Source organism: Pseudomonas sp. 382 (assembly GCF_002759075.1).
GTDB classification, from domain to species: Bacteria; Pseudomonadota; Gammaproteobacteria; order Pseudomonadales; family Pseudomonadaceae; genus Aquipseudomonas; species Aquipseudomonas vlassakiae.
Window position 1 is genome coordinate 24,672 of the sequence record NZ_PEMX01000028.1, and the last position, 22,833, is coordinate 47,504.

The window sequence follows — 22,833 nt, forward strand, 5'->3', positions numbered from 1 at the left end:
GACTTACAGACGTCAGTGGAAGTCTGTAGATCATAAATTGGAGCGGGAAACGAGACTCGAACTCGCGACCCCGACCTTGGCAAGGTCGTGCTCTACCAACTGAGCTATTCCCGCATTTGGCGTCCCCTAGGGGACTCGAACCCCTGTTACCGCCGTGAAAGGGCGGTGTCCTAGGCCACTAGACGAAGGGGACACACAACACTTTTCAGTGCACCAGCACCTGAACCTCACGATTCAGACTGGATTTCTATTTCCTGCCCCGCCGTCAAGCGTTGCCGGAGAATCTGGAGCGGGAAACGAGACTCGAACTCGCGACCCCGACCTTGGCAAGGTCGTGCTCTACCAACTGAGCTATTCCCGCAATTTGAAACTTTACTGCTAATCGGCGTGAGGCGCCCTGAAGACCCTCACCACCACTGCACCGTGCGAACGCCACAGTATTCAAACTGGAGCGGGAAACGAGACGTGTACTAGGACAGTAAGTCGTTGTTTCCCAAACACTTTCTTCGTTGGACTGGCCAGCGAAGACCTCAATTGTAGCCTTGTTTTTCGTCCTCGGCAACAAATTCGTCCAAAGAGTTCCACAGACGTCCAAAGAGCTGCACTCAGTACACCAGACCCACGATCGGTACATCGTCGTAGGCGACTGCCTCGAACTCATCATCCACGCCCGGTTGTCTGCCCCGCATCCATCATCGTGAAGACGATCAGGCAGATGGTTCTGGTGATGGCACAGGTCGGATGCTGGGAACGCCTGCACCACAACTCACAAGGACCTTCTGCTCAAGCTCCTTTGAAAGAACGCGCACGCTGGCCACCGCGTTTCCGCACACGATTCTTTGTCGATATATCAGGATGACGGGGCAAGCATGACAGACGCGGGTTTGCTGCGTCCGGCTGGACATTCGACGACGATTGCGGCCCCTTAACGCCTCCTGAGACCGCTGGCATATCAGGTCATACCTAGACGGTTTTGCAGAAACCGTAACTTCTCACGACCCTGATAGCGTGAGCGTCACTGTCGAGCCTACGTCCCGATGCTCGACCTTCTAATCGATGAATTTTTGCACATCGAGCACACGACGACTACCAGTTGCGCGAACTGGTGAGCAGTATTCAAACCACATGACGAAGCGGCCTTCGGTGCCCACTTCCTGCACAGACGACAGGCCGACCATGAGGTCGGTGACAAAGGAGTCGGTCATGTAGTTCTTCTCCTGGAAGGAGACGGAGCATGCACGAGAACAAGAATGATGCACCAACATCAAAGGTGTTCTATCGCCCGATCGAAGCGTCCATCCGCTGGGCCGGGCTGCTGCGATACGAGCAGGTGATCCTGGCTTCGATTTCGTCGCCAAGGCGCCTGCCGCAGTCGTTGGACTGCCCACGTTGCGCCGAGCTGAGACTTTGCACCGAACGTATCTTCGACGGCATCCTCAATGGAGAACTGCCCTTCGGGCAGAACGGCATCACGACGCGCGATTCCACGCTGATCGACTCCCCTGATCTGACGGTGCGCCACGTCGATCTGAAGCGCTGGATGCGCCAACACTATCCCGAGCAACGACCGGGCTTCCTCTTCTCCCGAAGCGAGCGCATCACCCATCCCTTCATCTCGCTGGAAACTGGGCAGGCGATGCTAGTCGAGCGCCTGGCCCTGAAATCCACCTTGGACCAGTACAAACGCCAACTGCATGAGTTGCAGGAAAAGCACGGGGCGCTTCTCAAGCAGATGGCGCCCTCTGCTGGCGCACAGTGCCTGATCAGTGATCGCGCCGAAGCCACCTACCTGAACATTATCGGCAGCATGCTGGACCTGATGCTCGGCCAGTCGCCTTCGGGCGTGCCGTACTCCAGCTTCAAGACGCAGGAGGCGGTGGTCAGTGCATTGGTCGCCCATCACAGCGGCGCCATGGGGATCGCGGAGCGGACGCTAAACGGCAAGTTCGCCACGGCCAGACGCCGGCTGCGTAGCGCGACAGTCTGAGGTTTTCCATCTTGTATGTGCAATCGCGGAGATTGCATTTGCAATGTCTTTTCCCATCCATGTCTATTGAATGGAGGTCACGCCAACAAACGCCACTGAGCGTTCAGGAGTGACCGCCATGTCGCAAACACCTGCACTGCCCGCAAGCGAGCGCCGCATCCTGCGGCTTGATGAAGTCGAAACCAAGTCCGGTTTCAAACGCGCCCACATCTACAACCTGATGCGCAAAGGCTTGTTCCCGAAGGCGCTGCGCCTGGGCGTGCGCGCGGTCGGCTGGGACTCCATCGAGATCGATCAGTGGATCGCCGAGCGCGTCAACAACCGGGCCTGACCCGTTCTCCAGCGGACTTCCCATCCTCACACGGAGAACGCCATGCAGGTCGTATCCATCATTTCAACAAAAGGTGGCGTCGGCAAGACCACCACGGCCGCGAACCTCGGCGGGCTTGCCGCCGACGCGGGGCTGCGTGTGCTACTGCTCGACCTCGACGTGCAGCCCACCTTGTCCTCGTACTACGAGCTAGGTCACCGCGCACCTGGTGGCATCTACGAGTTGCTGGCCTTCAACGAGCGCGACCTCGGGCTGCTTGTGTCCCGCACGATCGTCGCGGGCCTGGACTTGGTGCTCTCCAACGACCACCGAGGCGAGCTGAACACCTTGCTGCTGCACGCGCCGGATGGCCGCCTGCGGTTGCGCCATCTCTTGCCGGTCCTGGCGCCTCTCTATGACCTGGTACTGATCGACACCCAAGGCGCGCGATCGGTGCTGCTGGAGATGGCGGTACTCGCCTCCAACCTCGCGCTGTCGCCCGTGACCCCGGAAATCCTCGCGGCGCGCGAGCTGCGGCGCGGCACCATGCAGTTGCTCGAAGACATTGCGCCCTACCGGCACCTGGGCATCGAGCCTCCACCTCTGCATCTGCTCATCAATCGCGTCCACCCTGTGTCAGCCAATGCACGGCTGATCCAGCAGGCCCTGCGCGATCTTTTCCAGGACCATGCCGGCATCCGCGTGCTGGCCACCGACGTGCCGGCCATCGAGGCGTATCCGCGTGCAGCTACGCGCGGATTGCCAGTGCATCGGGTCGAATACCGCCAGCCGCCGGGCAGAGTCGCCCCCGCCGCGCTCGACACCATGCGCGGCCTCGCAGACGAACTATTTCCGCAATGGCGGCACCGATTTGCCATGGTGTCCGGCCGTCCGCCACACCCTCTTGATGCCGGGAGGTTCCATGGCGAACGCACATGAGCTTGCCCGAGGCCACAAGCGGCTTCGCGCCCTGATCGAGTTCGCGGTTGGCGAAGGTTGGCACGTCAAACGCACGCCTGGCGGCCACCTCAAGTTCACCAAGCCTGGCTGCGCCGCGATCTACACCAGCTCGACGGCCAGTGACCACCGGGCGACCCTGAATGCCCGTGCGCAAATCCGCCGCGCCGAGCGCGAGGCCCGATACCAAGCGCAGGGAGGCGGCCATGGCTGAGATCACCTCCCAGCAGATGGCTGGCAAGCTGCTCGCGGCCGGGTTCGAGCGCAGCGGCCCGTCAGCCTCGACCTTGAGCGACCCGATCGCCGACACACCCATGGTCGTGACCCTAGATCAGTTGCGCCCCTACGACCACGATCCCAGGAAAAAACGCAACCCGGCCTACGAGGAAATCAAGGCGTCCATCCGCGAGCGCGGTCTGGACGCGGCGCCGGCCATCACTCGCCGACCAGGTGAGGACCACTACATCATCCGCAACGGCGGAAATACGCGGCTGGCGATCCTGCGCGAACTATGGTCAGAGACCAAGGACGAGCGGTTTTTCCGTATATCGTGCCTGTTCCGGCCGTGGCCCAGCCGCGGCGAAGTCGTCATGCTGACCGGCCACCTGGCCGAGAATGAATTACGCGGGGGCCTCACGTTCATCGAGCGCGCCCTCGGCGTCGAGAAGGCACGCGAGTTCTACGAGCAAGAAAGCGGCACTACCTTGAGCCAGTCCGAGCTGGCCCGCCGCCTCGCTGCCGATGGCTTCCCGGTACAACAGTCGCACATCAGCCGCATGAACGACGCGGTGCAGTATCTCCTGCCCGCGATCCCCACCGTGCTCTATGGCGGCCTCGGTCGCCATCAGGTCGAACGCCTGTCGGTCATGCGCAAAGCCTGCATGCTCGCGTGGGAGCGCTACGCCAAGGGCCGCTCCCTGGTTCAGGACTTCGACGAATTTTTCCAGGAAGCGCTGTCGCAATTCGACGTCCAGGCCGACGAGTTCTCCGCGCAGCGCGTACAGGACGAGCTGATCGGCCAGATGGCCGAGTTGCTGGGTGTCAATTACGACGTGCTCGCCCTGGACATGACCGAATCCGAAAGCCGGCAGCGCGCCTTGATCAGCGACCCAACGCCGCCCTCGACGCCGCCTGCGTTGCCGGAGCCGGAGTCGGAAACCATCGCGCGCCCAACTGCCAACACCGCGCCACCCACCGCAGGGGCTGCATCGGCAGCGCCGCCTGCAGGCCGACCTGCGCGCGAGAGCGACACGGATACCAGTCAGGCGGGTCCGGCCAGCCCTGCGGCGGGGAGCGATCTGCTTCGGGAGCACATCGTTTCGCCGGCACCGACGACCGAACGGCTCCAGTCCATCCAGCGCATGGTCGCCGATCAGTTGGGCGATGCGCTGCCTCCCGACTTCTCGGCGAGCGTCTTGCAGTCCATCCCCGTGCAGGCTGGCGGGCTCTATCCGATCTCCGATGTCTGGTACATCGATCCCGGCTTGGATACTGCCGAGCGCTTGCGCATCCACATCGCACAGTTCGCCCGCGAAATCGCGAGCGAGGCAGACCTGGACGAGTGCATTGATGACCGTGCAGAGGGTATCGGTTTCGCCTGCCGGGCCCGCACCCAAAGTCCGGCGCCGCTGGGCCGTTCCGTCCTCGCATTGTTGGCGTGCCTGGCCGGTCAGCGGCCCGCCGACGTCGGTCTGCACGACGGGCAAATCGTCATCGACCTGCCGGCATTGCTGCACGGCCAGGGTGATGCGGCCCAGCGATTGAGCGACACCGCGCTGGTCAAGCTGTTCCGGCTGCTGCGGCTGGCCCGGCGCCTGCTCGATCTTGAAGCCGGCGCTGCGGACCTTGGAACGTGAGCGAGGGAGGCCAGCATGTCCGCACCACACCCACTCAACCAGGCCGTCATCGCGCAGGCCCTCTATGACCTGCGCAATGGGCAACTGCGCCGGTGCAAACTGATGGGGTTTGGTGAGGAAGAACTGGACGCCCTCAAGCATCCCGCGCTGATCAGCGTGCTCGCCAACGCCAACGTCTCCTGGTGCTCGGTGACGGTCAACCGCGAAGTGCTCCGGCGACTACTCAAGCAGGCGCAGGACGTGGAGAAGGAAATCGCCACGGTCGATCGCATGCTCAGGCTGGGTGCGAGCACCGAGATGGTCAGTCGGTTCTATGGCCTGACCCACCAAGAGGTGGCGCTTCGCCGCGAAATCCTCGGCCTGCCCAAGCGCAAGGGCCGCCACCCCGTGCTGGACGAGAAACAGGACACGGATCTGTGGCGGCAATGGAAGGCCGTGACCGGCAGCAGGAATGTCGATCTCGAAGACGAAACCTCCATTCTCGACGCCGCCATGGACTTGGCCGAAGGCATGTCGCTGCCTCTGTCGGTGGTCTGGGCCTCGATCAAGAGCTGGGTCGATCAAGGATTGGGTTGAGCCATGGCCGTGGACGACACCGCACCACGCCGTGGCCCCGTCGCACTCGCGGACCTGTTCGACGCCGCCTTGAAAGACCTCGTGCCCAAGCCCAGTGCGCCAGCACCTATGCCTGCGCCGACGCCCGCCACGTCCGGCGATGCCTTCCTCTTCAGCGGCAACCGGCATGAGACCGTGCCGCGGCGACTGTTCCTCGACCGTCGCCTTACGCCGCTGGAGCGCAACGCCTGGCAGGTGTTCCGGCTGATGCTCAACGACGATGGCGTGACAGCCTTCCCGACGTATGAGCAGCTTCGACCCTGGCTGGCATCGATGCCCTGCGCCGGGCAGGCCTCGCATGAAACCGTGGCCCGAGCGTTGACGCTGTTGCGCCTCACCCGATGGTTGAGCCTGGTGCGGCGACGGCGTGACCCCAAGACCGGCCGCATCCTCGGCAACCTCTACGTTCTGCACGATGAACCGCTGACGCCCTTCGAGGCCATGCAGCTCGACGCCGACTACCTGGCACTGGTCAGCCAGTCCCTCGGCCATTCGGCCAAGGCCGTCCAGATGGTCGGCCTGAACACCCTTAAGGAGATCGCGGAAGATCCGCTGCTCTCCGGGCGCACATTGCCGTCGCGGCTGCAGGTTCTGGCAGAACGCCTCGCCAGCCAAGGCATCACGGCCGCCGCAAGTTATCCACAGGAGGACGCCGCCCACGATTCCGAAGAAGGAGTATCGAGCCTTCTTCGGAATGCGGATGACCCATCTTCGGAATCCGAAGCAGGGGCGAAACCCGTGCCAAACGCCTCTCTTCGGAATCCGAAGCAGGCCCGTACAGTACGTAGTAGTCGTATTAATGAAGTACGTACTACCGCGCAGGCGCGCGCGCTGGGCGATCTGCAATGGCCCAAGCGCTTCACGGAACTGAAGGCAGAGCAGCAGACAGGTGCCAGGGTGGCATTGCAGCAGGTTGATGCCGCGCTGAGACAGGCCGTGCTGGACGAATGGGCCACACGATGCAGCAGTCATGGCATACGCAATCCTGCGGGGTATCTGTTCGGCATCATCCAGCGCGCCATCCATGGCGAGTTCAATGCCTGGGCCAAGAAAGACGCGCCATCGGCATCCGTCCCACCAAACGAGCGACCACCACCAGCACCGCCACCTCAGCCGCAGGGTAAGCCAGTGCCGCCAGAAGTCGCCAAGCAGCACATCGAGCGGCTACGCAATCTGCTCGCCAGCAAATGAGTCGGCATGCCAGGCGGTGAAACTAGATGCCCATGGCCGCCAGTAGAGCTATCCCCTGGGGATAGTTCCGCTGCTGGGCACAACGCCAAGCTGTCGCAGGCCTGGGATCGACCATCTGCCGCAGCATCGGCGTTGTCCCCCCTGATCTCGGCGTGCAGCGTTCGTTAGCGCTCCATGGAGCTATCCCCTGGGGATAGCTCGCGCCGCATGCAACCGCCACGCCCTAAACCGGGGCCCGCCGGGATTCGGATTCTTGACTGACTGCCTTCCGCTTCCTGTCGAAGCTGGCCGCTCCTTTTCCAACAACGAGCAGACACCATGGCAACCAATGAACCTCTGCAACTGAATCTCGGCTCCCTGCGCAGTGCGATGTCGCTGACCCTGCACACCCATCACGCTTCCCGCATCTGGCATGGCCGCGCCGCCGCCGAGGGGCGACCGGGCATCGTCGGCCTGAATGGCTATATCGCTCAGATGAACAAGATGCGGCGGGGCTCAGAACAAGACGATCCGTACTCGGACTGGTGGATGCTGCGCATCGAGGACAAGCTCGACCACACCAAGGTCACGCTGCAATCGCTGCGCGAGCAGGTGGACCAGGCGCTGGCGAGTGTGCCGCCGGCGCTCAGCCTGGGCGAAAACCTCAACGTGCAGCCGGTCAAGCTCCCGCTCTTCGTCAACGCGCAGCTCGGCTTTGCCGCGGTCTATCTCCTGGCCGACTACGACGACATCGCCCGCAAGCTGATCCTCGCCCATCACACCGCGCTCATTGACCGCAGCACCTTGGAACGCTGGCTCAACGAGGGCGCACATTCATTGCGCAGCCTGTTCTCGCTGGCCCAGCAGTATCGCTATTCGGGCTGCACACGCGATGACTTCGCGTCGAAGAATGCCGCAGCGCGGGCAGCGCTGGAGAAGTATGGCGAACTGCCGCAGGACGTGCTGGAAGGCACGCGCCGGTCGAAGTTTGCGCCGCCCATCGTGCGCCGTGGCCTGAAGCAGCGCGGCGACGGTCCTGCCGAAGCATCACTGCTCGGCGATGAAACCACCACCGCAGAGTCGCCCGAAGCCGCAGCCGGCGAGGACGAGCCGGCATGAGCGATCCGAACCCACCGACCCGCTACTTCCGAGGCCTGCAACAGGGTGCCTTCATGCGGCTGGAACACGCGGCCTATCTAAAAGGCCTTTTAAAGCCTTTTAAGGGTAAAGGGGACTTCGAGGCCTGGGCCAGCCAGTGCTTCGCCATGCGCGACGAGTTGATTGCCCTGGCACAGCGACAGGTACTGGAGCAGGCATGCGGGCACCCCTTCCACCTGCTGCCCATCGAACTGGCCCAACAGACCACTGGCGCAGGAACCGTCTTCTTGCGCTGGCGCAGACACGACAGGTCGGCCATGGGCGTGGCGCTGTGGCGGGAGCTGGTCGCCAGCAGCAGCACACCCGTCAACCTGCTGGCCGACCTGCACGCGATCGAGCTGCAGCGCATCACGTTGAACATGCAGATCAGCCTGCTGCACACCTTGGGCAGGCAGGCGCAGGAATGCGCCAGCAAGGCGGCCGAGGCGGACGACGCCTACCTGCGCCGGCTCACGCCCATTCCCGCCGCAATGCGCGATCGGTGATTGCGCCGGGCACCCAGCACGCTCCCGGCGCCGACGAGGCACGGGTATTTCAACCACCACGGAGATCACATCATGAGCACGCATTTTTCCGGCGAAGGCAACATCGGTTCGCCACCGGAGTACCGCGAATTCCCCAACGGCAACGACGAACCCAGTCGCCTGCTACGCCTGAACGTCTATTTCGACAACCCTGTGCCGAAGAAGGATGGCACGTTCGAGGACCGGGGCGGCTTCTGGGCGCCGGTGGAAATCTGGCACCGCGACGCCGAGCACTGGAAGGACCTGTACCAGAAAGGCATGCGCGTGCTGGTCGTCGGCCGCATGGAGCGCGAACCCTGGACGGATAACGAGGATCAGCCGCGCGAGACCTGGCAGATCAACGCGCGCAGCGTCGGCATCCTGCCGTACCGCATCGAATCCGTGACCCTCAGCCCGAAGCCGCAAGAGGCAGAGCCCAAGCCCCAGGCCGCGCAGGAACCGGCTGCGCCGAAAGAATCCAAGCGCAGGAAGTGAACCGGCATGGAGGGCGGTCGCACGTCTTCGCCGCCCTCCATGCGCTCGCGAGCTATCCCCAGGGGATAGCTCCACCAACGTCCACCGACTTTCACGCGCTCCCTCATATCGCGGCTCCCGGTCCGCACACCTGCGGCCACGCGCCACCCCCGCACAAGCCATTCCATCCCGTGAAAGCGGTCACCGCCGCATGCGGCTTGTTTGCTGCTGCCCCAGGTGGCGCTCGGCATCCTCGATTCCAGCAACTCCATGAACAACGGGAATCGGGATGGACGGACATGCGGCTGTTCTTGTGCGAGAAGCCCTCCCAGGGCAAAGACATTGGCCGGATTCTCGGTGCCACGCAGCGCGCTGAAGGCTGCCTCAACGGTTCCGGCGTCACCGTCACCTGGTGCATCGGCCATCTCGTAGAAGCCGCAGCGCCCGAAGCCTACGACGAGCAGTTGAAGCGCTGGTCCATCGAGCAGTTGCCCATCATTCCTCAGCACTGGCGGGTCGAGGTCAAACCGAAGACCGCCACGCAGTTCAAGGTCGTCAAGGCGCTTCTGGCTAAGGCGACCCAGCTTGTCATCGCCACAGATGCCGACCGCGAGGGCGAGTTGATCGCCCGCGAGATCATCGACCTGTGCGGCTACCGCGGCCCCATCGAACGGCTGTGGTTGTCGGCGCTCAACGATGCTTCCATCCGCGCGGCACTCGGCAAGCTCCGGCCATCGGCCGAGACGTTGCCGATGTACTACTCGGCGCTGGCACGCTCTCGGGCGGACTGGCTCGTCGGCATGAACCTCAGCCGCTTGTTCACGGTGCTGGGACGACAGGCTGGCTACGACGGCGTGCTGTCGGTCGGCCGCGTCCAGACCCCCACGCTCAAACTGGTCGTGGACCGCGACCGCGAGATCGCCGCCTTCGTGTCCGTGCCGTACTGGGCCATCGACGTGTCCCTGTCCGCTGGTGGCCAGGCTTTCACCGCGCAGTGGGTTCCCCCGAACACATGCACCGACGACGCCGGCCGCTGCCTGCAGCAGCCCATCGCGCAGCACGCCGCGCAGCAGATCCGCGCCGCGGACAGCGCCCAGGTGGTGGCGGTCGAAACCGAGCGCGTGCGGGAAGGCCCGCCGCTGCCGTTCGACCTGGGGACCTTGCAGGAGGTGTGTTCCAGGCAGCTTGGGCTCGATGTGCAGGAGACCTTAGACATTGCTCAGGCCCTATACGAGACGCACAAGGCCACGACGTACCCGCGCTCCGATTCGGGCTACCTGCCCGAAAGCATGTTCGCCGAGGTGCCAACGGTCCTCGACAGCCTGGTCAAGACCGATCCCTTGCTGCGACCGATCATGGACCAGCTCGACCGCACTCAACGCTCACGCGCCTGGAACGACGCGAAGGTGTCTGCTCACCACGGCATCATCCCGACGCTCGAACCGGCGAACCTCTCGACCATGAGTGAGAAAGAACTGGCAGTGTATCGGCTGATCCGGGCGCATTACCTGGCGCAATTCCTTCCTCACCACGAGTTCGACCGCACTGTGGCGAACCTCTCCTGCGGCCAGCAGACGCTGGCGGCCACCGGCAAGCAGGTCGTCGTCAAGGGTTGGCACCTGGTGCTGGCCGAACCGCAATCCGAGGAGGATGGCGACCCTGCGGCGCGCAGCCAGGTACTGCCCGCGCTGCGCGAGGGCCTGGCATGTCAGGTGGCCGACGTCGATCTGAAGGCGCTCAAGACGCTGCCCCCTCGACCCTATACGCAGGGCGAGTTGGTCAAGTCCATGAAGGGCGTCGCCAAACTGGTCTCGGACCCGCGCCTGAAACAGAAGCTCAAGGATACGGTCGGCATCGGCACCGAAGCGACGCGGGCCAACATCATCAGTGGCCTGCTGACGCGGGGCTACCTCGTGAAGAAGGGCCGCGCCATCCGTGCCTCGGATGCGGCCTTCACCCTGATCGACGCGGTGCCCACAGCGATTGCCGACCCAGGGACAACCGCCGTCTGGGAACAGGCGCTGGACATGATCGAAGCTGGACAGCTCACGCTGGACGTATTCATCGGCAAGCAGGCTGCATGGATCTCACAGTTGATCGCGCAGTACGGCAGCACGTCCCTGTCCATCAAGGTTCCCCACGGACCGCCTTGCCCACAGTGCGGCGCACCGACGCGCCAGCGCACCGGCAAGAGCGGCCCATTCTGGTCGTGCAGTCGCTACCCCGACTGCAAAGGCACGCTGCCGGTCGAATCCGGCACGTCCAGGCGTGGTGCCTCGCGCCCGCGCCGCAGCGGCCGCAAAGGCTCCTGACCGACCCCGTTCCCCGTGAGCCGTGCCCGCCATCGGCGGCGCGGCCTGTGTTCCGCACGCCCTGCGGGACGCCCAGCGCGCAACGCCTTCTTGTCCGTGTGCGCGTCCCGCCTGGCCGTCCCCGGCCGCGGGACCTGAAGGTAGCTTCTCCGCGAACCGCCTCCTGCGCGTTCTGCTGATCTGCATTTCTCCCGCCTCTGCGAAGGGTCCCCCGGTGGCTTGCCAAGCTGCGCGAGCCACCCGGAGACCCTTCGTGGTCAGCGGTATTCGGTGCCGGTGCCCGCCGGCGCAAAAACGGGCTCCCTTTGTGCGCGGATGTGCGCCAGACGATGCCGGCGCGAACCACGACATGCGCCGGGTGTGATTGCTGATGAGCAGACGGTTCTAGCGACGACCGGGCCTGCACCAGCCCACGGGTGGTTCTGTCCTCCCGAGCCGAAGGCCGCAGGGCCTTCGGCGCCTTTCTCCTGCCTATCAACGTCCCGGCCCGCCCCGGGCCACACGAACAGGAGACCCGACATGAACCCGCAACCTTGCACCCTTCGCGGTGCGCCCCAGGCCGCGCCACTGCTGTACGGCAGCGTGTGCAGCGGCATCGAGGCCGTGAGCCTCGCATGGCAACCCCTCGGCCTCAAAGCCGCGTGGTTCGCCGAGATCGAGCCGTTCCCGAGCGCCGTGCTCGCCCACCGTTACCCCCATGTGCCCAACCTGGGCGACATGACCGCGATCGCCCGTCAGGTGCGCGCCGGCATCGTGCCGGCGCCCGACATCCTGGTCGGCGGCACGCCGTGCCAGTCGTTCAGCGTTGCCGGCGCGCGCCAGGGGCTGAACGACCCGCGCGGCGCCTTGACCCTTGCCTATGTGGAGCTTGCAAATGCCATCGACCAAACCCGCCACCAAGACCGCCGCCCGCCGGCAACGCTCGTCTGGGAAAACGTCCCCGGCGTCCTCAACGACCGCAGCAATGCCTTCGGGCATTTCCTGGGAGCACTGGCCGGAGAAAGCCGTGCGCTCCAGCCGCCAGGGGAAAAATGGGCGCACGCTGGTTGTGTGTCTGGACCCCGCCGCCGCATCGCCTGGCGCGTGCTCGACGCTCAATATTTCGGTGTCGCCCAACGCCGCAAGCGCGTGTTTCTTGTGGCATGTGGTGGTGATGACCTCGATCCCTCCGAAGTACTTTTTGAGCGCACAGGCCTGCGCGGGGATTCTTCTGCGGGCCGCGCGCCGTGGCAAGAAGCTGCCCGCGCTGCTGGATCGGGTGCTGCTGCAGCAGGCGGATACGCAGGATTCGCTGGACTGAACCAGCCCTACGGCAAGGTCACGACGACGTTCGGATTCAGCGGCGGCATCGGCCCCGTCGATGTTGCGGCATGCCTGATGGCCGCGGGTCCCAAGCACGACATCCGCACCGAGACGTTCATGGTGCAGTCCATCGCCGGCAGCATCGCCCACACCCTCGACACCGCCAACAACGGCAAGGGCAGCAGCGAGGACGGTACGGGAAAGGGCGTGCCGATCATCGCCTTCACCGCCCAGGGCAGCGGCGCGGACGCCACGATCGACCTGACGCCGACGCTGCGTGCCGGCGGGCATCGCAACAGCCATGCGAACGCAGGCGTCGTACCCGCCATCGCCTTCGCGCAGAACAACCGCGGCGAAGTGCGCTTCGAGTCGGGGCATGGACAGGTGTCTTGCACCGTCCTGTCCAACGGCAAGCCGGGCTACGGTGTGCCGATGGTGGCCTGCGTTGCCCTGCGGGGACGGACGCAGGGTCTTGCCGCCGAACTGGGCGGAAGCGTTGCAGCGGCGTTGCGTACCAGCGGCGGCGGCGCAGACAAGCCCCATGTCCTGGCCCCCGACTTCGAGGCACATTTCCGCTACGACTGGAATGAATCCGGTGCAGCGGACTGGTCGCAATGGCGGGTGCGGCGGCTGATGCCCATGGAGTGCGAGCGGCTGCAGGGCATGCCCGACGACTACACGCTGATCCCGTATCGCGGCAAGCCTGCCGCAGACGCTCCGCGCTACAAGGCGATTGGCAACTCCATGGCCGTCCCGTGCATGGCTTGGCTGGGCAACCGGCTGGTGCAGTGCCTGCACAAGACGGACTTGACCGATTCGGATTGATCGACGACGCAGCCTGCCGGCCGCGCCATTCTCTCCCTGCATTGCCGATGTATCGGCAGCAGCCCGCAGCCAGGGTGTCAAGGCTGCCGTGGGTTCCGCCCACGCCACCCACCAGTTCGCTTCGGCATCTCACCGGCGAACGCTGCCCACCGGGGCATCGATGCCTCCTTTCTCCAACCCACGGGATGGTCGCCACGTCCCGTTAGGGGCATGTCGCCACCCGGTCGATTTCAGGATCTCCCATGGAAACCATCACCAAGCAAGACCGCATCACGCTGAAGAACCTCAAGGTGGCCGACTTCGCCAGCGAGGAAACGCTGTGCTTCACCGCGACCATCGTGTTCGACGGCATTCCCATCGCCGAGGCCCGCAACGACGGCCACGGCGGCTCGACGTTCCTCCACGCACTCAACGGCAAGGCGGCGCTGCTGGCGCAGGCCGAAGCCTTCGCCAAGGGCCTGCCGCCTGCGCCGCTCGACCTGGGCCACGAGGGTGAAGACCCTCATTACATCGCCATGACGCTCGACTTCCTGGTCGATGAGCTGGCCGATGCCATGCACGCGGAACGCAAGGTGCGAGCCGCGTTCAACCGCGACATCGGCAACAAGGTGCTGTTCATCAAGGACCGCAAACTGCTGTTCATCAAGGGCATCAAGCTCAAGGCCATCGCCGACCGCAAGTCGTACTTCGCTTCGCTGCGCGCCCGGCAGGCCCAGCCCATCGTCATCCTCGCCGAGCTGCCGCCCGAGCAGGCATTCGACCTGTGGAAGCAGCATGTCCTGGGCGACAAGCCCGACTGACCCAGCACCACCGCACCCTCCTGACAGCCCCGCACTCGACGCGGGGCTTTTCTTTTCTCTGAGCCCATCAATCGGGGCTGTGCCGGATGCGGTTTTCCAACTGACGCAGCACGGCCCTCGCAAGAAGCTGCCCGCATGTTCGCTGATTCGTCAGCACATGCCAGCAGCCAGGGTTCCAGGCTGCCGCGGGTCTCTCCCGCGTCACCCACCAGTCCGCATCGCATCAATTCTGCGGATGAGCGTCCCCGTGACGCTGATGCTTTTTATCAACCGCGTGCGGGAGCTGCCATCCCGTGAGGGACAAGGCCCCGCTTTTCCAAGGAGCCCGTCCATGTCCCAGCAAGCCTCTTTCGGCCAGTTGGCCCTGACCTACTGCGGCAAGTTCCTGCCGCTCGAAGTCTTGCAAAGCGCCGCCGGCCACTACATCGGCACGCGCGATACCGAAGGTCCCGTTTCGCGGGAATCCCGCGAGTACTTCCGCAGCTATGCCGCGGCTCAACGCGCCCTCGAAAGAGGCGGCTGGTCCCAGCTCGCCATTCCCTGATCCAACTGGAGAAATCACATCATGAACCAGCTACTGCCGCGGGAAGTCGTCGATCAGATCATGCGGGAAGAGCAGCATTTCGCTGCCGCGCCCCAAGCCTTCTTCGAGGCCTGGAAGCGCGGTGTCGAGATTGCTGGTCCCGAGTGGTTCGGCGACGGCACCCGTGAAGGCCTGAACCGGGCCAACACCAAGTGGGATTTGCGTCCCGACATGCTGCGGCTCAACGATGCCCTCGGCGTCCTGAGCAGCGGCGAACGCATGTTCCTGTCCGCCATGGTCAGCTTCTACAACGCGCGCGAGGGCGGTGCCATGCTCAAGCGCTGCCACTTCCACGGGCTGTCGGACTTCGACGGTCTCGATCTGGAACGCCGCAAGGTCATCGCCGACCTGCTGGTGAACTACAGCGGTTGGTGAGTCGGTCTCCGGCACGCCACTGTCTTCTCGATCCTCCCGTGAGGGACATGCGCTCATAAGGCCATGTCCCTCAATTTTTCTTCCCCATCGCCCGGCGCCAACGGCCCTGGGCTATTCCCTGCGGATGCCATCGTCCGCAGGGGCTGGCTCCGCTCTTCTCGAAAGGAGCCAGCATGGCAAACAACTACTACGAAGGCACGGGCGTTCTCGTGCTCGACCGCGTTACTCCCGTCATCAAGGCACTGTTCGATGCCTTCGCGCTCGACGAAAACCATCCCGGCAATGGGCAGGCCTACATCGCCCAGATCGCCGAGACCAATGATCCACGCTGGACAGATGTGCTGGACGGTCTGGAAAACCTGGCCACACAACTCGGAATCCCCATGCCCGACGACGAAGAGTTGTCGATTCCGCCTCTGCTTGAACGGCTGGCCGCGCACTTCGGTGCTGACCAGGACGGGGAGCTGGAGAACCTGATAGAGCACCACCACTTCGAGGACAGCGCGGACCTGGAAGCCCTGCTTCTGATCGCTACCCGCTTCGATGATGGCCATAACCTGACCGCCATACAGTTTGAGGGCTGCTGGTATTGCAGCAAGCCAAGGCTATTCGAGTTCGGCGGCAACGGCTGCTACCTGAGCCGCGAGGTCCAGGTCTTCAGAACGTCCTCGCAGGCGCTTCAACTCGGCGATCAACTGCGCAACACCATCCTGGCCGCCGACATCGAAGAGGCCTCAGCGTTGATCGCGCTGGAGGCCGCCAACCTGCTTGCCGGCATCACCGATGAGCAATTTCGCCTAAATGTGCGCCATCGCATCGCCGAACGGCTGGCTCAGACGTCAACGATCAGCGCCGACTGACGCATTTTCCACTTTCAACCCACCGGGTCCAATTCCCGGTGGCGGGGATTGGCTCCATTATTCAAATCTGGAGAGTTCCCATGTCCCTGAAACCCAATCCCTTTCTCCGCGGATACTGGAATCTGAAAATCGTCCGCACGCTGTGCATCAGCTACGAGGATGGAAGCCCGCATGTCTGGCGAATCATCCACCCGAGCCAAAAGCACCTTTCCGACGAGGAAATGATTTCATCCTCGTGCATCGTCACCAGCGATTTCGCCGTAGTCAGGAATGGTCCCGAACCCGTGAGTGCCGAGGTACTGGCCGAATGCGATGCCGGAGAAGGTGTCAGCGGCGAAGGCGTAATCGGCGCCGTGGTCTATGCCATCCATGGCGATGACTTCGACGGCCGCCCCATCCACGTCGGCGACGCCTATTCGGCAGAGGCAGCGCGGGAGGTCGTACAGCGCCTGAGTTTCGAGACCGGCTATTACAGCCGGTGCTGGGAAATCAGCAGCGCGCACATAAGCGAGGAAACCAGCCAATACCTCGCCAACCTGGCAGACCTCGCCACGCCGGAGGCCTTCCTGTTCATCGCGTTCCGGGTTCCGTACAGCCCGGCGATCGGCATCAAGCTGATCTCCACCCCCTGGACGGACAAGAACCTGGACCACGCCGAGGGCATCAGTGCGGAGCAGCTTCGCCAGGAGCACCGAAGCAAGGGTATGCCGGATGACCTGGCGAACGTCATTGAACTGGCTGGCCAGGCCGATGTGCGCATCCTGATTCTCGACGCCGACGCACCCGTGCTGTTGGGCCTGCCGTTGGCCGAATCCTAGCAGCCGCTCGACGCAACATCCTTCCTCTTTGTTCTCCCCCATACCGGCCCGTCTCCCTCCCGGAACCGGGCTGATCCATTTTCATAGGAGCAACCTCATGTTCCCCGACCTCATCTCGCGCACGCCAGACTTCGAGCACCAGCTCGGCGCCTGCGTCAATGCCATGGGCCAGGACGACGCCATCGGCCAGATCCTGGTATTCGAGCGCATGAGCGGCACGCTGCACATGCGCCATATCGCCAGCGCCGACCTGGTGGACACCGACATTGACGACTACGAAATGGTCGTCTTCGACGGTGGCAACACCAGCGGCGATACATGGAAGCATGTCTTCTTCCCACGTCAGCGCGAGCACTACTTCGTGTACGAAGCCTGACCCAACCAAGCCCCTTTCGGGGGCTTTTTCTTGTCCGCAGCGCAGGAAAGCGGGTGCGACGCTGTGCGATTTCTTGCGGGCAGGCCGCCCATTCCAGAGCCATCCTTGCTCCATGTTCGTCGGCGTTGCCGACACATGCCCTGGCAGCCGAGACCTTCAAGGCTGCAAGTGCGGGAAACCGTGCTGGTCGTTTCTTCCTATGGACGTACCCCGTCCGTTCACGCCACCCACAAGGGACCTCTCCCTTGCGGGCGGGGAATCCCTTGTTCTTCCTCAAGGAGATTCCCATGGACCGTTCCCTCATCAAATCCATGATGCCTTCGCTTGTCGCGGGCCATATGCCTCGCAACGTGCGTTCGTTCAAATACCGCGTATTCGATGATCAGCCGCAGTCCTCGACGTTGGGCTTCGCCATCGACCCTCAGCCCTTCAACGGCAAGGTGGTCTCCGCGACCGACGATGCCATCGTCGTCAAGCTCAAGCCTTCCGAGTTCGCCGTGCTCGATCCCAACCTGGTGACCACCGTTCCCAGCGAGGGCGCCAAGGTCCATGTCCAACCCTACGCCCGGCGACGTTTCGACGGGCTGCGCGCGGACACCCCGGAAGTCGTCACCGAGAAGACTTCGGATGGCACGCCTTACACCATCACGAGGCATATCCTTGGCAAAGCACCCGCCAAGCTGCCAATTCCCGAGCCGCAGTGCATGGAGCTGGGCCAACTCATCGAGCAGTTGGAGGAGATGCCCGCGCCCGACGGGTTCCGGTGCATCACCCACATGCTGGTCGATGCAGGTGCCCGCGACTTCGCCTGGGTCGATCCCAAGCCCTCCAAGATCATCGAGACCCCGCCGGCGATCAGCTTCACGGTCTCAACCACCAAGTTCGAGGGTCAGGTGACGATCCTCTACGACCGTGGCGGCGACACCTACGTGGTGGAGCTGCACCGCGACGGTGAGTTGATCGATAGGCACGACGAGGTGTATTTCGACATGCTCGGTGAAGTGCTGGAGCGGCTCATCGACGACGGGCGCTGGCGCCTGATCGGCGTGAGCGTGATCGACGCCAAAGCCTCTCGTCAACGTCAGGCGGTTCCAGCCTGACGCGCCAGACAGGAAGCCTAGCGGCACGACTGATCAGTCCACAGCCTACCGGCGACTGCCCCACAAGCCTTCCATCCGTTTCGGTGGAGGGCTTTTTTCTTCATCCATACAGGAGATTTCAACCATGTCACTGCGATTCAGAGGCTCCGACCTGCGCCCCGTGCTTGCCGAGGCCATCGCCAACCAATGCCGCGTCGCCCTGGCCAAGGACCAGGGCGTGTACTTCCTCGCCGAGCGCGGAGAGCGCCGCCCCGATGGCCGCGTGAAGCTGCTGGCCTATGCCGTCGGCTGCAACCCGGATACCGACCCGTTCGATGACTGGTGGGAACTGGCACGCGCCGAGCTTGGCGGCGACGATTTCGGCGAGTTCTTCGACCCGAAAGACAGCGTTTTCACTCGCATTCTGCAAAGCTCAGATGATCTGGAGCTGTCCGCCACCGCTACGTATCTGTCACTGGCGGCGGTGGAATCGGCGTAGTCCAAAAATGTCCGCATACCCCTTGAAGCCCCCATTTCGGGGGCTTTCTTTTGGGCGGAACTGGGCAGCCTGGAAAAAATGGGAAGCGCCCGGATGCCGATTGATTGCTGTCGCGCGCGCGAGGCCCGGCCATGCTGACCCCATGCCTGCTGACGTTGTCAGCGACATGCCAGGCAACCATCGGTCTTCGAGGTTGCGTCGCAGTTCCCACTGCGTGACCGAGCCAGCTCGCACCGCATCCATCCGCGAGCGGCCACCAGTCTCTGGTGGCGGATGCTTTCGCCTTATCGACCCACCGCGGGGTTACGCACCTTTCCCCGCATGCGTGGGGCTGGTGTGTCTCCGCTTCTTCCCTATGGAGATTCACCATGAACACCACGTCCAACGAGAAATCGTATTTCGACCTCCACACCTCGGGCATCGGCTACATCCAGCGTGTCCGTGAAGTGCCTGTCCGGGGCGGCCGCCGTGCGCAGCCTTTCCTGGCATGCACCGTTGCCGCGCTGGTCGGCCCCGCCAGGGACCCCAGCTACCGCTACTTCGACGTCAAGGTCTCGGGTGCCGAGGCCAAGAACCTCGTCCAGCGCTACATCGGCGTTGACGATCCCAAGCAGCGCCCGCTGGTGCGCTTCCGCCTCGGCGACCTGTGGGGCGATGCGTACATCCGCGACAAGGGCGAGCGCAAGGGTGAAGCCGCCGCGTCCCTCAAGGCGCGACTGCTCAAGGCCGAGCCGCTTGACCGGGCCGAACTGGCTTCCATCAAGCAGCACGAGCTGATCACCCGCGGCATCGGCTACCTCAGCCGTCCGAAGGACGTCACCCCCAAGGATGGCGATCCGTTCCTGTCGTGCTGCGTCGCGGCTCTGGCCGGGCCTGTCGGTGAACCGGACTATCGGTACTTCGACACCATCGTCGCCACCCCTGAAGCCGAGCACCTGGTTCGCCGGTGCGTGCAGGCCATCGAAGGGGACCGCAAGGTGCTGATCGCCTTCAAGTTGAACGACATGAAGATCGATCCGTACATCCGCACCAAGGGTGAGCGCGCCGGGGAGCCGGGAGCGAGCCTGGAATCGACGCTGATCCACATCGGTCTGATCAAGATCGACGGCACCCAGGTCTATCCGACGAGCCAGGCGCAAGCCGAGGCGCCGCAGGCCGAGGACGCACCCGCGCCCGAAGCCGAGGATGCCGCCGACACCGCTGCCGACCAGCCTATCGAGTCCGCCGAGCGCGAGCCCGCAGGTGAAGTCGAAGAGCAGGAGCCGGCATTGGCTGCTTCGTTCTGATCCGGCATGGCCCCTCACGGGGCCTTGCCTTTTTCCTATTCCTCAAGGAGAAGCATCATGGCAGTCACATCGGCACCCGAGAAATCGGCCACGCCCATCATCGTCCCGGGCCAGCTCGCGCTGCGCACCATTCACGGCCGCAACGGAAAGTTCAACGTTGGCAAGCTCGAATGCCAACTCGGCAAGTTCACGATTAAAGACGCGGAGTTGGAGCAATACCCCGAGGGCAAGTACCAAGGGGAATTCGTTCTTCGCTACATCTTCCTCAAAGGCTATCCGATCAGCGACGGCAGCATGCGTTTCGAGATGCGCGCCAACCTGGACGGTATGACACTTTTCGGCATCGACAAGCTGAGCAAGGCCGAAGCACATAGCTTTGCTCCGCAGGAAGTCGATCCGCTCGATGAAGAGCAAGGGACACAGCCTGCGACAACGCCGGCCAAGCCCGCCAAGGCATCCAGGTCCGCCAAACCTGCACCCGTGCAGACGTCCGCGGACCCGCTGGTCGATACCACGCCCTTCGGCGTGGACGCGCCGCCTGCTGCGGCTGCTGCCCCCGGCAGCACCGAGGATGGCGACGCCGCGCTGTTCGGCCTGTTGTGGCCGCTGGGCGAGTCTGTGAAGCTGGATTCGACCATCGACCGCCGCACCCTGCGCGCGCAGATCGCCCGCCTGGGCGAACTGGGCTACGCGCTGGACTTCAAGACGCAGGAGTGGAGCCGCCAGGCCGAACTGCAACCTGCGTGATTGCAGACACCGCATCCGCGGTGTTCTTCATCCACCCGCCGGGGTTCCTTCCCCATGCGGGGGTGGCCTCGGCTTTCTTCTGGAGGTCTCCATCATGTCCATCATCACTTGCGATACACCCCGTTCCGCGCTGGACGAAACCGCGTGGCGCGCCGTTTGCAAGACGGCCGCCGAGCATGCCCAACGTGGTTGCGGCCTGTCCTGGGATCACTGGGTCACGCTTTTCAGCTCGGAGATCGACGCGCAAGCCAGTCGATTGCCGGAAAGCCAGCGCGTTCATGCGCTGGAAATCGCGACCCAGGAATGGGACTACGCAACACCCGCCGAACGGCAGGAAACCCAGGACTGGCTCGCTGAAAACGGCTGCTGTTCGCATGGGATCACGCTGGGTTGCTGCCCGGCCGGTTGCGGTTCCTAGCCCGCACTGCATTCCATCGCCGCACACGCGGCATTCCATCACCCGCTGGGGGTTCTTCCCCACGGGGAGGCCTCTGGCTCTACATTCTTCAGGAGGCCTCTCATGGGCTGGTATTTCTCTCCCCAATCGCGGTCTGAACTGATCGCGGAACTGATCGCACCGCAGGAGACCGAGCGCGCCAGCGTGAAGGTCATCGCCCACACGCTGCGCGGCAACGTCCTCTGGTCCGTCGCGGAAGTGACGGCCAGGGCCGAAGGCGTGCATCGTGATCTCGCACCGGGCCAGTCCCTGCGCTACATCCGCTGCGATCTTCTGGAGCGCAGCGGCAGCCAATGGGGCTACAAGCCCTTGGACGAGTCCATGCACCCGTACTACTACTCGTGCCCGTTGAGCTACCTCGACATGACGCCGGAGCAGTCCGCCGACTGGCGTGCAGGCGTTCGCGCCTACCACGCGCGGCGGCGCACCCCCACGGCATCCACGGCACCCGCCGCGGCGCTGTTGGCCTGAGTCAGGAGGAACCGACATGGACCCGATCCTGGCTGCGCTCCCCGCCTCACTGTTGAAACTCGTTGAAGGCAGTTTGTCCAACGACGAAGTGTCTTCCGACGAGGAAATGCAGGAGTACTTCATCAGCAACGGCCTTACCGAGGAACAGGCGCGGCAGGCGCTGACCTACCGCGACCAGTACCTCAACAACATCTACCTGGACGGCTTCACGCCGATCACCGCGGTGGACGAGGCGCTTCACTTCAACCCGCACACCCGGCAGTTCGAGCCGGACTGAGCGATTTTCTTCCACCCCCTGGGGCAGTACTTGCCCCGGCGGGCGGTGCTGTTCCCGTTCATCCGAGGACACCACCATGCCCGCGAACACTTCTTCCACGCTGTACCGCATCGACGAATGCCCGGACGTGATGGCCGACGCCTGCGTCGGCGATGACCAGGGCAACCTGATCTTCCTGTCCATCTGGGCGCGCGACACCGCCGTCCAGCAGTTCCTCGCTCGCCTGACCCTCGGGCGCGACGAGCAAGGACTGGACCAGTTCCACGTCATCACCGACCAGGGCGGCAGCGTCCCGGTGTTCGTCGGCAACGTCGATCGCCTGGAAAAGCGCATGACCCGCGCCTACCGGCGAACGCTGTTCGGTTCGCTGTCCAACGTGTGGCTGTTCGACCGGCGTTGCGTGAAGCCCGACAAGGCCAACGCCAGCGCGCTGGCATTGCTGCCACGCGACAGCTCCCACCGGCTTGACCGCCTGTGGATGCTGGTGCGGGACACCTGCCCGTTGCCGCTGCTCGACCACTGGCGCGAGACCGTGCTGGAACTGCTGCAAACCCGCGAGATGCTGGCCCGCCTTCCGTTCGCCCTCGGGCCGTTGGAAGGCCATCGGCTCGCCATCGACGTGCCGGCGCTGACCCTGGCGCTGGGTTCCCTGATCCGAAGTGACGTACTCACCGCCTATCCGTATCCGGCCAAGATTTGGACGCCGGAAGCGGTAGCGGCTTGACCCACCTGCGGA

27 protein-coding genes and 3 tRNA genes are annotated in these 22,833 nt (G+C 63.9%); 26 read left to right on the plus strand and 4 right to left on the minus strand.

Features of this window, described 5'->3' with window-relative positions:
* Positions 1 to 38: 38 nt before the first annotated feature.
* The 4 genes from CQW31_RS23700 to CQW31_RS31380 all read right to left on the minus strand — a co-directional run bounded on the left by CQW31_RS23700 (position 39) and on the right by CQW31_RS31380 (position 1,205).
* Positions 39 to 114, minus strand: a tRNA-Gly gene (locus CQW31_RS23700).
* Between the two features lie 3 nt (positions 115 to 117).
* Positions 118 to 193 (minus strand) — tRNA-Glu (locus CQW31_RS23705).
* Between the two features lie 92 nt (positions 194 to 285).
* A tRNA-Gly gene (locus CQW31_RS23710) sits at positions 286 to 361 on the minus strand.
* A 688-nt stretch (positions 362 to 1,049) separates the two neighbouring features.
* Positions 1,050 to 1,205: a hypothetical protein gene (locus tag CQW31_RS31380; RefSeq protein ID WP_019726331.1), complete on the minus strand. Its 156-nt coding sequence runs from the start codon at positions 1,203 to 1,205 to the stop codon at positions 1,050 to 1,052.
* Between the two features lie 29 nt (positions 1,206 to 1,234).
* On the opposite strand from CQW31_RS31380, the gene CQW31_RS23715 reads away from it, so the two are divergent.
* The 26 genes from CQW31_RS23715 to CQW31_RS23845 all read left to right on the plus strand — a co-directional run bounded on the left by CQW31_RS23715 (position 1,235) and on the right by CQW31_RS23845 (position 22,821).
* Positions 1,235 to 1,987, plus strand: coding sequence for a hypothetical protein (locus tag CQW31_RS23715; protein ID WP_019726332.1), 753 nt, complete (start codon positions 1,235 to 1,237; stop codon positions 1,985 to 1,987).
* 118 nt (positions 1,988 to 2,105) lie between these two features.
* Positions 2,106 to 2,318, plus strand: coding sequence for an AlpA family transcriptional regulator (locus CQW31_RS23720; RefSeq protein ID WP_009459729.1), 213 nt, complete (start codon positions 2,106 to 2,108; stop codon positions 2,316 to 2,318).
* Between the two features lie 42 nt (positions 2,319 to 2,360).
* Positions 2,361 to 3,236 (plus strand): ParA family protein, encoded by an 876-nt coding sequence (locus CQW31_RS23725; RefSeq protein ID WP_009459727.1) that lies wholly within the window; start codon positions 2,361 to 2,363, stop codon positions 3,234 to 3,236.
* Entirely contained in the window at positions 3,220 to 3,468 is a 249-nt protein-coding gene (locus tag CQW31_RS23730) for a hypothetical protein (RefSeq protein WP_019726333.1), read from the plus strand. The genes CQW31_RS23725 and CQW31_RS23730 overlap by 17 nt, the downstream gene beginning before the upstream one ends.
* Complete coding sequence (locus tag CQW31_RS23735) at positions 3,461 to 5,110, plus strand: ParB family protein (RefSeq protein WP_009459725.1); 1,650 nt, start codon at positions 3,461 to 3,463, stop codon at positions 5,108 to 5,110. The genes CQW31_RS23730 and CQW31_RS23735 overlap by 8 nt, the downstream gene beginning before the upstream one ends.
* A gap of 15 nt (positions 5,111 to 5,125) precedes the next feature.
* Positions 5,126 to 5,686, plus strand: coding sequence for a DUF2857 domain-containing protein (locus tag CQW31_RS23740; protein ID WP_009459723.1), 561 nt, complete (start codon positions 5,126 to 5,128; stop codon positions 5,684 to 5,686).
* A gap of 3 nt (positions 5,687 to 5,689) precedes the next feature.
* Positions 5,690 to 6,916, plus strand: a complete 1,227-nt coding sequence (locus CQW31_RS23745) for an STY4528 family pathogenicity island replication protein (RefSeq protein ID WP_009459721.1) — start codon at positions 5,690 to 5,692, stop codon at positions 6,914 to 6,916.
* Positions 6,917 to 7,234: 318 nt separating this feature from the next.
* A complete protein-coding gene (locus CQW31_RS23750) occupies positions 7,235 to 8,014 on the plus strand; it encodes a PFL_4669 family integrating conjugative element protein (protein ID WP_009459719.1) in 780 nt (259 codons plus the stop codon).
* A complete protein-coding gene (locus tag CQW31_RS23755; protein ID WP_009459718.1) occupies positions 8,011 to 8,538 on the plus strand; it encodes a DUF3158 family protein in 528 nt (175 codons plus the stop codon). Before CQW31_RS23750 ends, CQW31_RS23755 begins: the two co-directional genes overlap by 4 nt.
* A 72-nt stretch (positions 8,539 to 8,610) precedes the next feature.
* Entirely contained in the window at positions 8,611 to 9,051 is a 441-nt protein-coding gene (locus CQW31_RS23760) for a single-stranded DNA-binding protein (RefSeq protein WP_019726334.1), read from the plus strand.
* A 278-nt stretch (positions 9,052 to 9,329) separates the two neighbouring features.
* Positions 9,330 to 11,342 (plus strand): DNA topoisomerase III, encoded by a 2,013-nt coding sequence (locus CQW31_RS23765; protein WP_009459717.1) that lies wholly within the window; start codon positions 9,330 to 9,332, stop codon positions 11,340 to 11,342.
* A gap of 519 nt (positions 11,343 to 11,861) precedes the next feature.
* Positions 11,862 to 13,469, plus strand: coding sequence for a DNA cytosine methyltransferase (locus CQW31_RS23770; protein ID WP_009459716.1), 1,608 nt, complete (start codon positions 11,862 to 11,864; stop codon positions 13,467 to 13,469).
* Positions 13,470 to 13,711: 242 nt separating this feature from the next.
* Positions 13,712 to 14,269 (plus strand): hypothetical protein, encoded by a 558-nt coding sequence (locus tag CQW31_RS23775; protein ID WP_009459715.1) that lies wholly within the window; start codon positions 13,712 to 13,714, stop codon positions 14,267 to 14,269.
* Positions 14,270 to 14,600: 331 nt separating this feature from the next.
* Positions 14,601 to 14,813, plus strand: a complete 213-nt coding sequence (locus CQW31_RS23780) for a hypothetical protein (protein ID WP_003290186.1) — start codon at positions 14,601 to 14,603, stop codon at positions 14,811 to 14,813.
* A gap of 21 nt (positions 14,814 to 14,834) precedes the next feature.
* The gene (locus CQW31_RS23785) at positions 14,835 to 15,227 is read left to right on the plus strand and encodes a hypothetical protein (protein WP_009459709.1); all 393 of its coding nucleotides are present in this window, start codon (positions 14,835 to 14,837) and stop codon (positions 15,225 to 15,227) included.
* A gap of 173 nt (positions 15,228 to 15,400) precedes the next feature.
* Positions 15,401 to 16,087: a hypothetical protein gene (locus tag CQW31_RS23790; RefSeq protein ID WP_009459708.1), complete on the plus strand. Its 687-nt coding sequence runs from the start codon at positions 15,401 to 15,403 to the stop codon at positions 16,085 to 16,087.
* Between the two features lie 80 nt (positions 16,088 to 16,167).
* The gene (locus tag CQW31_RS23795; protein WP_009459707.1) at positions 16,168 to 16,905 is read left to right on the plus strand and encodes a hypothetical protein; all 738 of its coding nucleotides are present in this window, start codon (positions 16,168 to 16,170) and stop codon (positions 16,903 to 16,905) included.
* A 97-nt stretch (positions 16,906 to 17,002) separates the two neighbouring features.
* Positions 17,003 to 17,281, plus strand: a complete 279-nt coding sequence (locus tag CQW31_RS23800) for a hypothetical protein (protein ID WP_009459701.1) — start codon at positions 17,003 to 17,005, stop codon at positions 17,279 to 17,281.
* A gap of 287 nt (positions 17,282 to 17,568) precedes the next feature.
* Complete coding sequence (locus tag CQW31_RS23805; RefSeq protein ID WP_019726335.1) at positions 17,569 to 18,381, plus strand: hypothetical protein; 813 nt, start codon at positions 17,569 to 17,571, stop codon at positions 18,379 to 18,381.
* Positions 18,382 to 18,505: 124 nt separating this feature from the next.
* The gene (locus tag CQW31_RS23810) at positions 18,506 to 18,859 is read left to right on the plus strand and encodes a DUF3085 domain-containing protein (protein WP_009459699.1); all 354 of its coding nucleotides are present in this window, start codon (positions 18,506 to 18,508) and stop codon (positions 18,857 to 18,859) included.
* A gap of 368 nt (positions 18,860 to 19,227) precedes the next feature.
* Positions 19,228 to 20,145, plus strand: coding sequence for a DUF3577 domain-containing protein (locus CQW31_RS23820; RefSeq protein WP_009459698.1), 918 nt, complete (start codon positions 19,228 to 19,230; stop codon positions 20,143 to 20,145).
* A 57-nt stretch (positions 20,146 to 20,202) separates the two neighbouring features.
* On the plus strand, positions 20,203 to 20,892 hold the full coding sequence (locus tag CQW31_RS23825; RefSeq protein WP_009459697.1) for a DUF3275 family protein: 690 nt from the start codon (positions 20,203 to 20,205) through the stop codon (positions 20,890 to 20,892).
* A 94-nt stretch (positions 20,893 to 20,986) separates the two neighbouring features.
* Positions 20,987 to 21,310 carry a hypothetical protein gene (locus CQW31_RS23830; RefSeq protein WP_009459695.1) on the plus strand — a complete coding sequence of 108 codons (324 nt, stop codon included), beginning with the start codon at positions 20,987 to 20,989 and terminating at the stop codon, positions 21,308 to 21,310.
* Between the two features lie 102 nt (positions 21,311 to 21,412).
* Positions 21,413 to 21,820, plus strand: a complete 408-nt coding sequence (locus CQW31_RS23835; protein WP_009459693.1) for a hypothetical protein — start codon at positions 21,413 to 21,415, stop codon at positions 21,818 to 21,820.
* 16 nt (positions 21,821 to 21,836) lie between these two features.
* Positions 21,837 to 22,097 (plus strand): hypothetical protein, encoded by a 261-nt coding sequence (locus tag CQW31_RS23840; protein ID WP_009459691.1) that lies wholly within the window; start codon positions 21,837 to 21,839, stop codon positions 22,095 to 22,097.
* A 76-nt stretch (positions 22,098 to 22,173) separates the two neighbouring features.
* The gene (locus tag CQW31_RS23845) at positions 22,174 to 22,821 is read left to right on the plus strand and encodes a hypothetical protein (RefSeq protein ID WP_019726336.1); all 648 of its coding nucleotides are present in this window, start codon (positions 22,174 to 22,176) and stop codon (positions 22,819 to 22,821) included.
* The last annotated feature ends 12 nt before the right edge of the window (positions 22,822 to 22,833 follow it).

Excerpts from the sequence above, each read along its gene's own strand:
- CQW31_RS23725 (WP_009459727.1), top strand. The coding sequence starts at position 2,361 with ATGCAGGTCGTATCCATCATTTCAACAAAAGGTGGCGTCGGCAAGACC.
- CQW31_RS23830 (WP_009459695.1), top strand. The coding sequence starts at position 20,987 with ATGTCCATCATCACTTGCGATACACCCCGTTCCGCGCTGGACGAAACC.
- CQW31_RS23765 (WP_009459717.1), top strand. The coding sequence starts at position 9,330 with ATGCGGCTGTTCTTGTGCGAGAAGCCCTCCCAGGGCAAAGACATTGGC.
- CQW31_RS31380 (WP_019726331.1), bottom strand. The coding sequence starts at position 1,205 with ATGACCGACTCCTTTGTCACCGACCTCATGGTCGGCCTGTCGTCTGTG.
- CQW31_RS23810 (WP_009459699.1), top strand. The coding sequence starts at position 18,506 with ATGTCACTGCGATTCAGAGGCTCCGACCTGCGCCCCGTGCTTGCCGAG.
- CQW31_RS23805 (WP_019726335.1), top strand. The coding sequence starts at position 17,569 with ATGGACCGTTCCCTCATCAAATCCATGATGCCTTCGCTTGTCGCGGGC.
- CQW31_RS23775 (WP_009459715.1), top strand. The coding sequence starts at position 13,712 with ATGGAAACCATCACCAAGCAAGACCGCATCACGCTGAAGAACCTCAAG.
- CQW31_RS23820 (WP_009459698.1), top strand. The coding sequence starts at position 19,228 with ATGAACACCACGTCCAACGAGAAATCGTATTTCGACCTCCACACCTCG.
- CQW31_RS23750 (WP_009459719.1), top strand. The coding sequence starts at position 7,235 with ATGGCAACCAATGAACCTCTGCAACTGAATCTCGGCTCCCTGCGCAGT.
- CQW31_RS23735 (WP_009459725.1), top strand. The coding sequence starts at position 3,461 with ATGGCTGAGATCACCTCCCAGCAGATGGCTGGCAAGCTGCTCGCGGCC.
- CQW31_RS23790 (WP_009459708.1), top strand. The coding sequence starts at position 15,401 with ATGGCAAACAACTACTACGAAGGCACGGGCGTTCTCGTGCTCGACCGC.
- CQW31_RS23840 (WP_009459691.1), top strand. The coding sequence starts at position 21,837 with ATGGACCCGATCCTGGCTGCGCTCCCCGCCTCACTGTTGAAACTCGTT.
- CQW31_RS23780 (WP_003290186.1), top strand. The coding sequence starts at position 14,601 with ATGTCCCAGCAAGCCTCTTTCGGCCAGTTGGCCCTGACCTACTGCGGC.
- CQW31_RS23720 (WP_009459729.1), top strand. The coding sequence starts at position 2,106 with ATGTCGCAAACACCTGCACTGCCCGCAAGCGAGCGCCGCATCCTGCGG.
- CQW31_RS23760 (WP_019726334.1), top strand. The coding sequence starts at position 8,611 with ATGAGCACGCATTTTTCCGGCGAAGGCAACATCGGTTCGCCACCGGAG.
- CQW31_RS23800 (WP_009459701.1), top strand. The coding sequence starts at position 17,003 with ATGTTCCCCGACCTCATCTCGCGCACGCCAGACTTCGAGCACCAGCTC.
- CQW31_RS23730 (WP_019726333.1), top strand. The coding sequence starts at position 3,220 with ATGGCGAACGCACATGAGCTTGCCCGAGGCCACAAGCGGCTTCGCGCC.
- CQW31_RS23845 (WP_019726336.1), top strand. The coding sequence starts at position 22,174 with ATGCCCGCGAACACTTCTTCCACGCTGTACCGCATCGACGAATGCCCG.
- CQW31_RS23715 (WP_019726332.1), top strand. The coding sequence starts at position 1,235 with ATGCACGAGAACAAGAATGATGCACCAACATCAAAGGTGTTCTATCGC.
- CQW31_RS23755 (WP_009459718.1), top strand. The coding sequence starts at position 8,011 with ATGAGCGATCCGAACCCACCGACCCGCTACTTCCGAGGCCTGCAACAG.
- CQW31_RS23825 (WP_009459697.1), top strand. The coding sequence starts at position 20,203 with ATGGCAGTCACATCGGCACCCGAGAAATCGGCCACGCCCATCATCGTC.
- CQW31_RS23745 (WP_009459721.1), top strand. The coding sequence starts at position 5,690 with ATGGCCGTGGACGACACCGCACCACGCCGTGGCCCCGTCGCACTCGCG.
- CQW31_RS23740 (WP_009459723.1), top strand. The coding sequence starts at position 5,126 with ATGTCCGCACCACACCCACTCAACCAGGCCGTCATCGCGCAGGCCCTC.
- CQW31_RS23795 (WP_009459707.1), top strand. The coding sequence starts at position 16,168 with ATGTCCCTGAAACCCAATCCCTTTCTCCGCGGATACTGGAATCTGAAA.
- CQW31_RS23835 (WP_009459693.1), top strand. The coding sequence starts at position 21,413 with ATGGGCTGGTATTTCTCTCCCCAATCGCGGTCTGAACTGATCGCGGAA.
- CQW31_RS23785 (WP_009459709.1), top strand. The coding sequence starts at position 14,835 with ATGAACCAGCTACTGCCGCGGGAAGTCGTCGATCAGATCATGCGGGAA.
- CQW31_RS23770 (WP_009459716.1), top strand. The coding sequence starts at position 11,862 with ATGAACCCGCAACCTTGCACCCTTCGCGGTGCGCCCCAGGCCGCGCCA.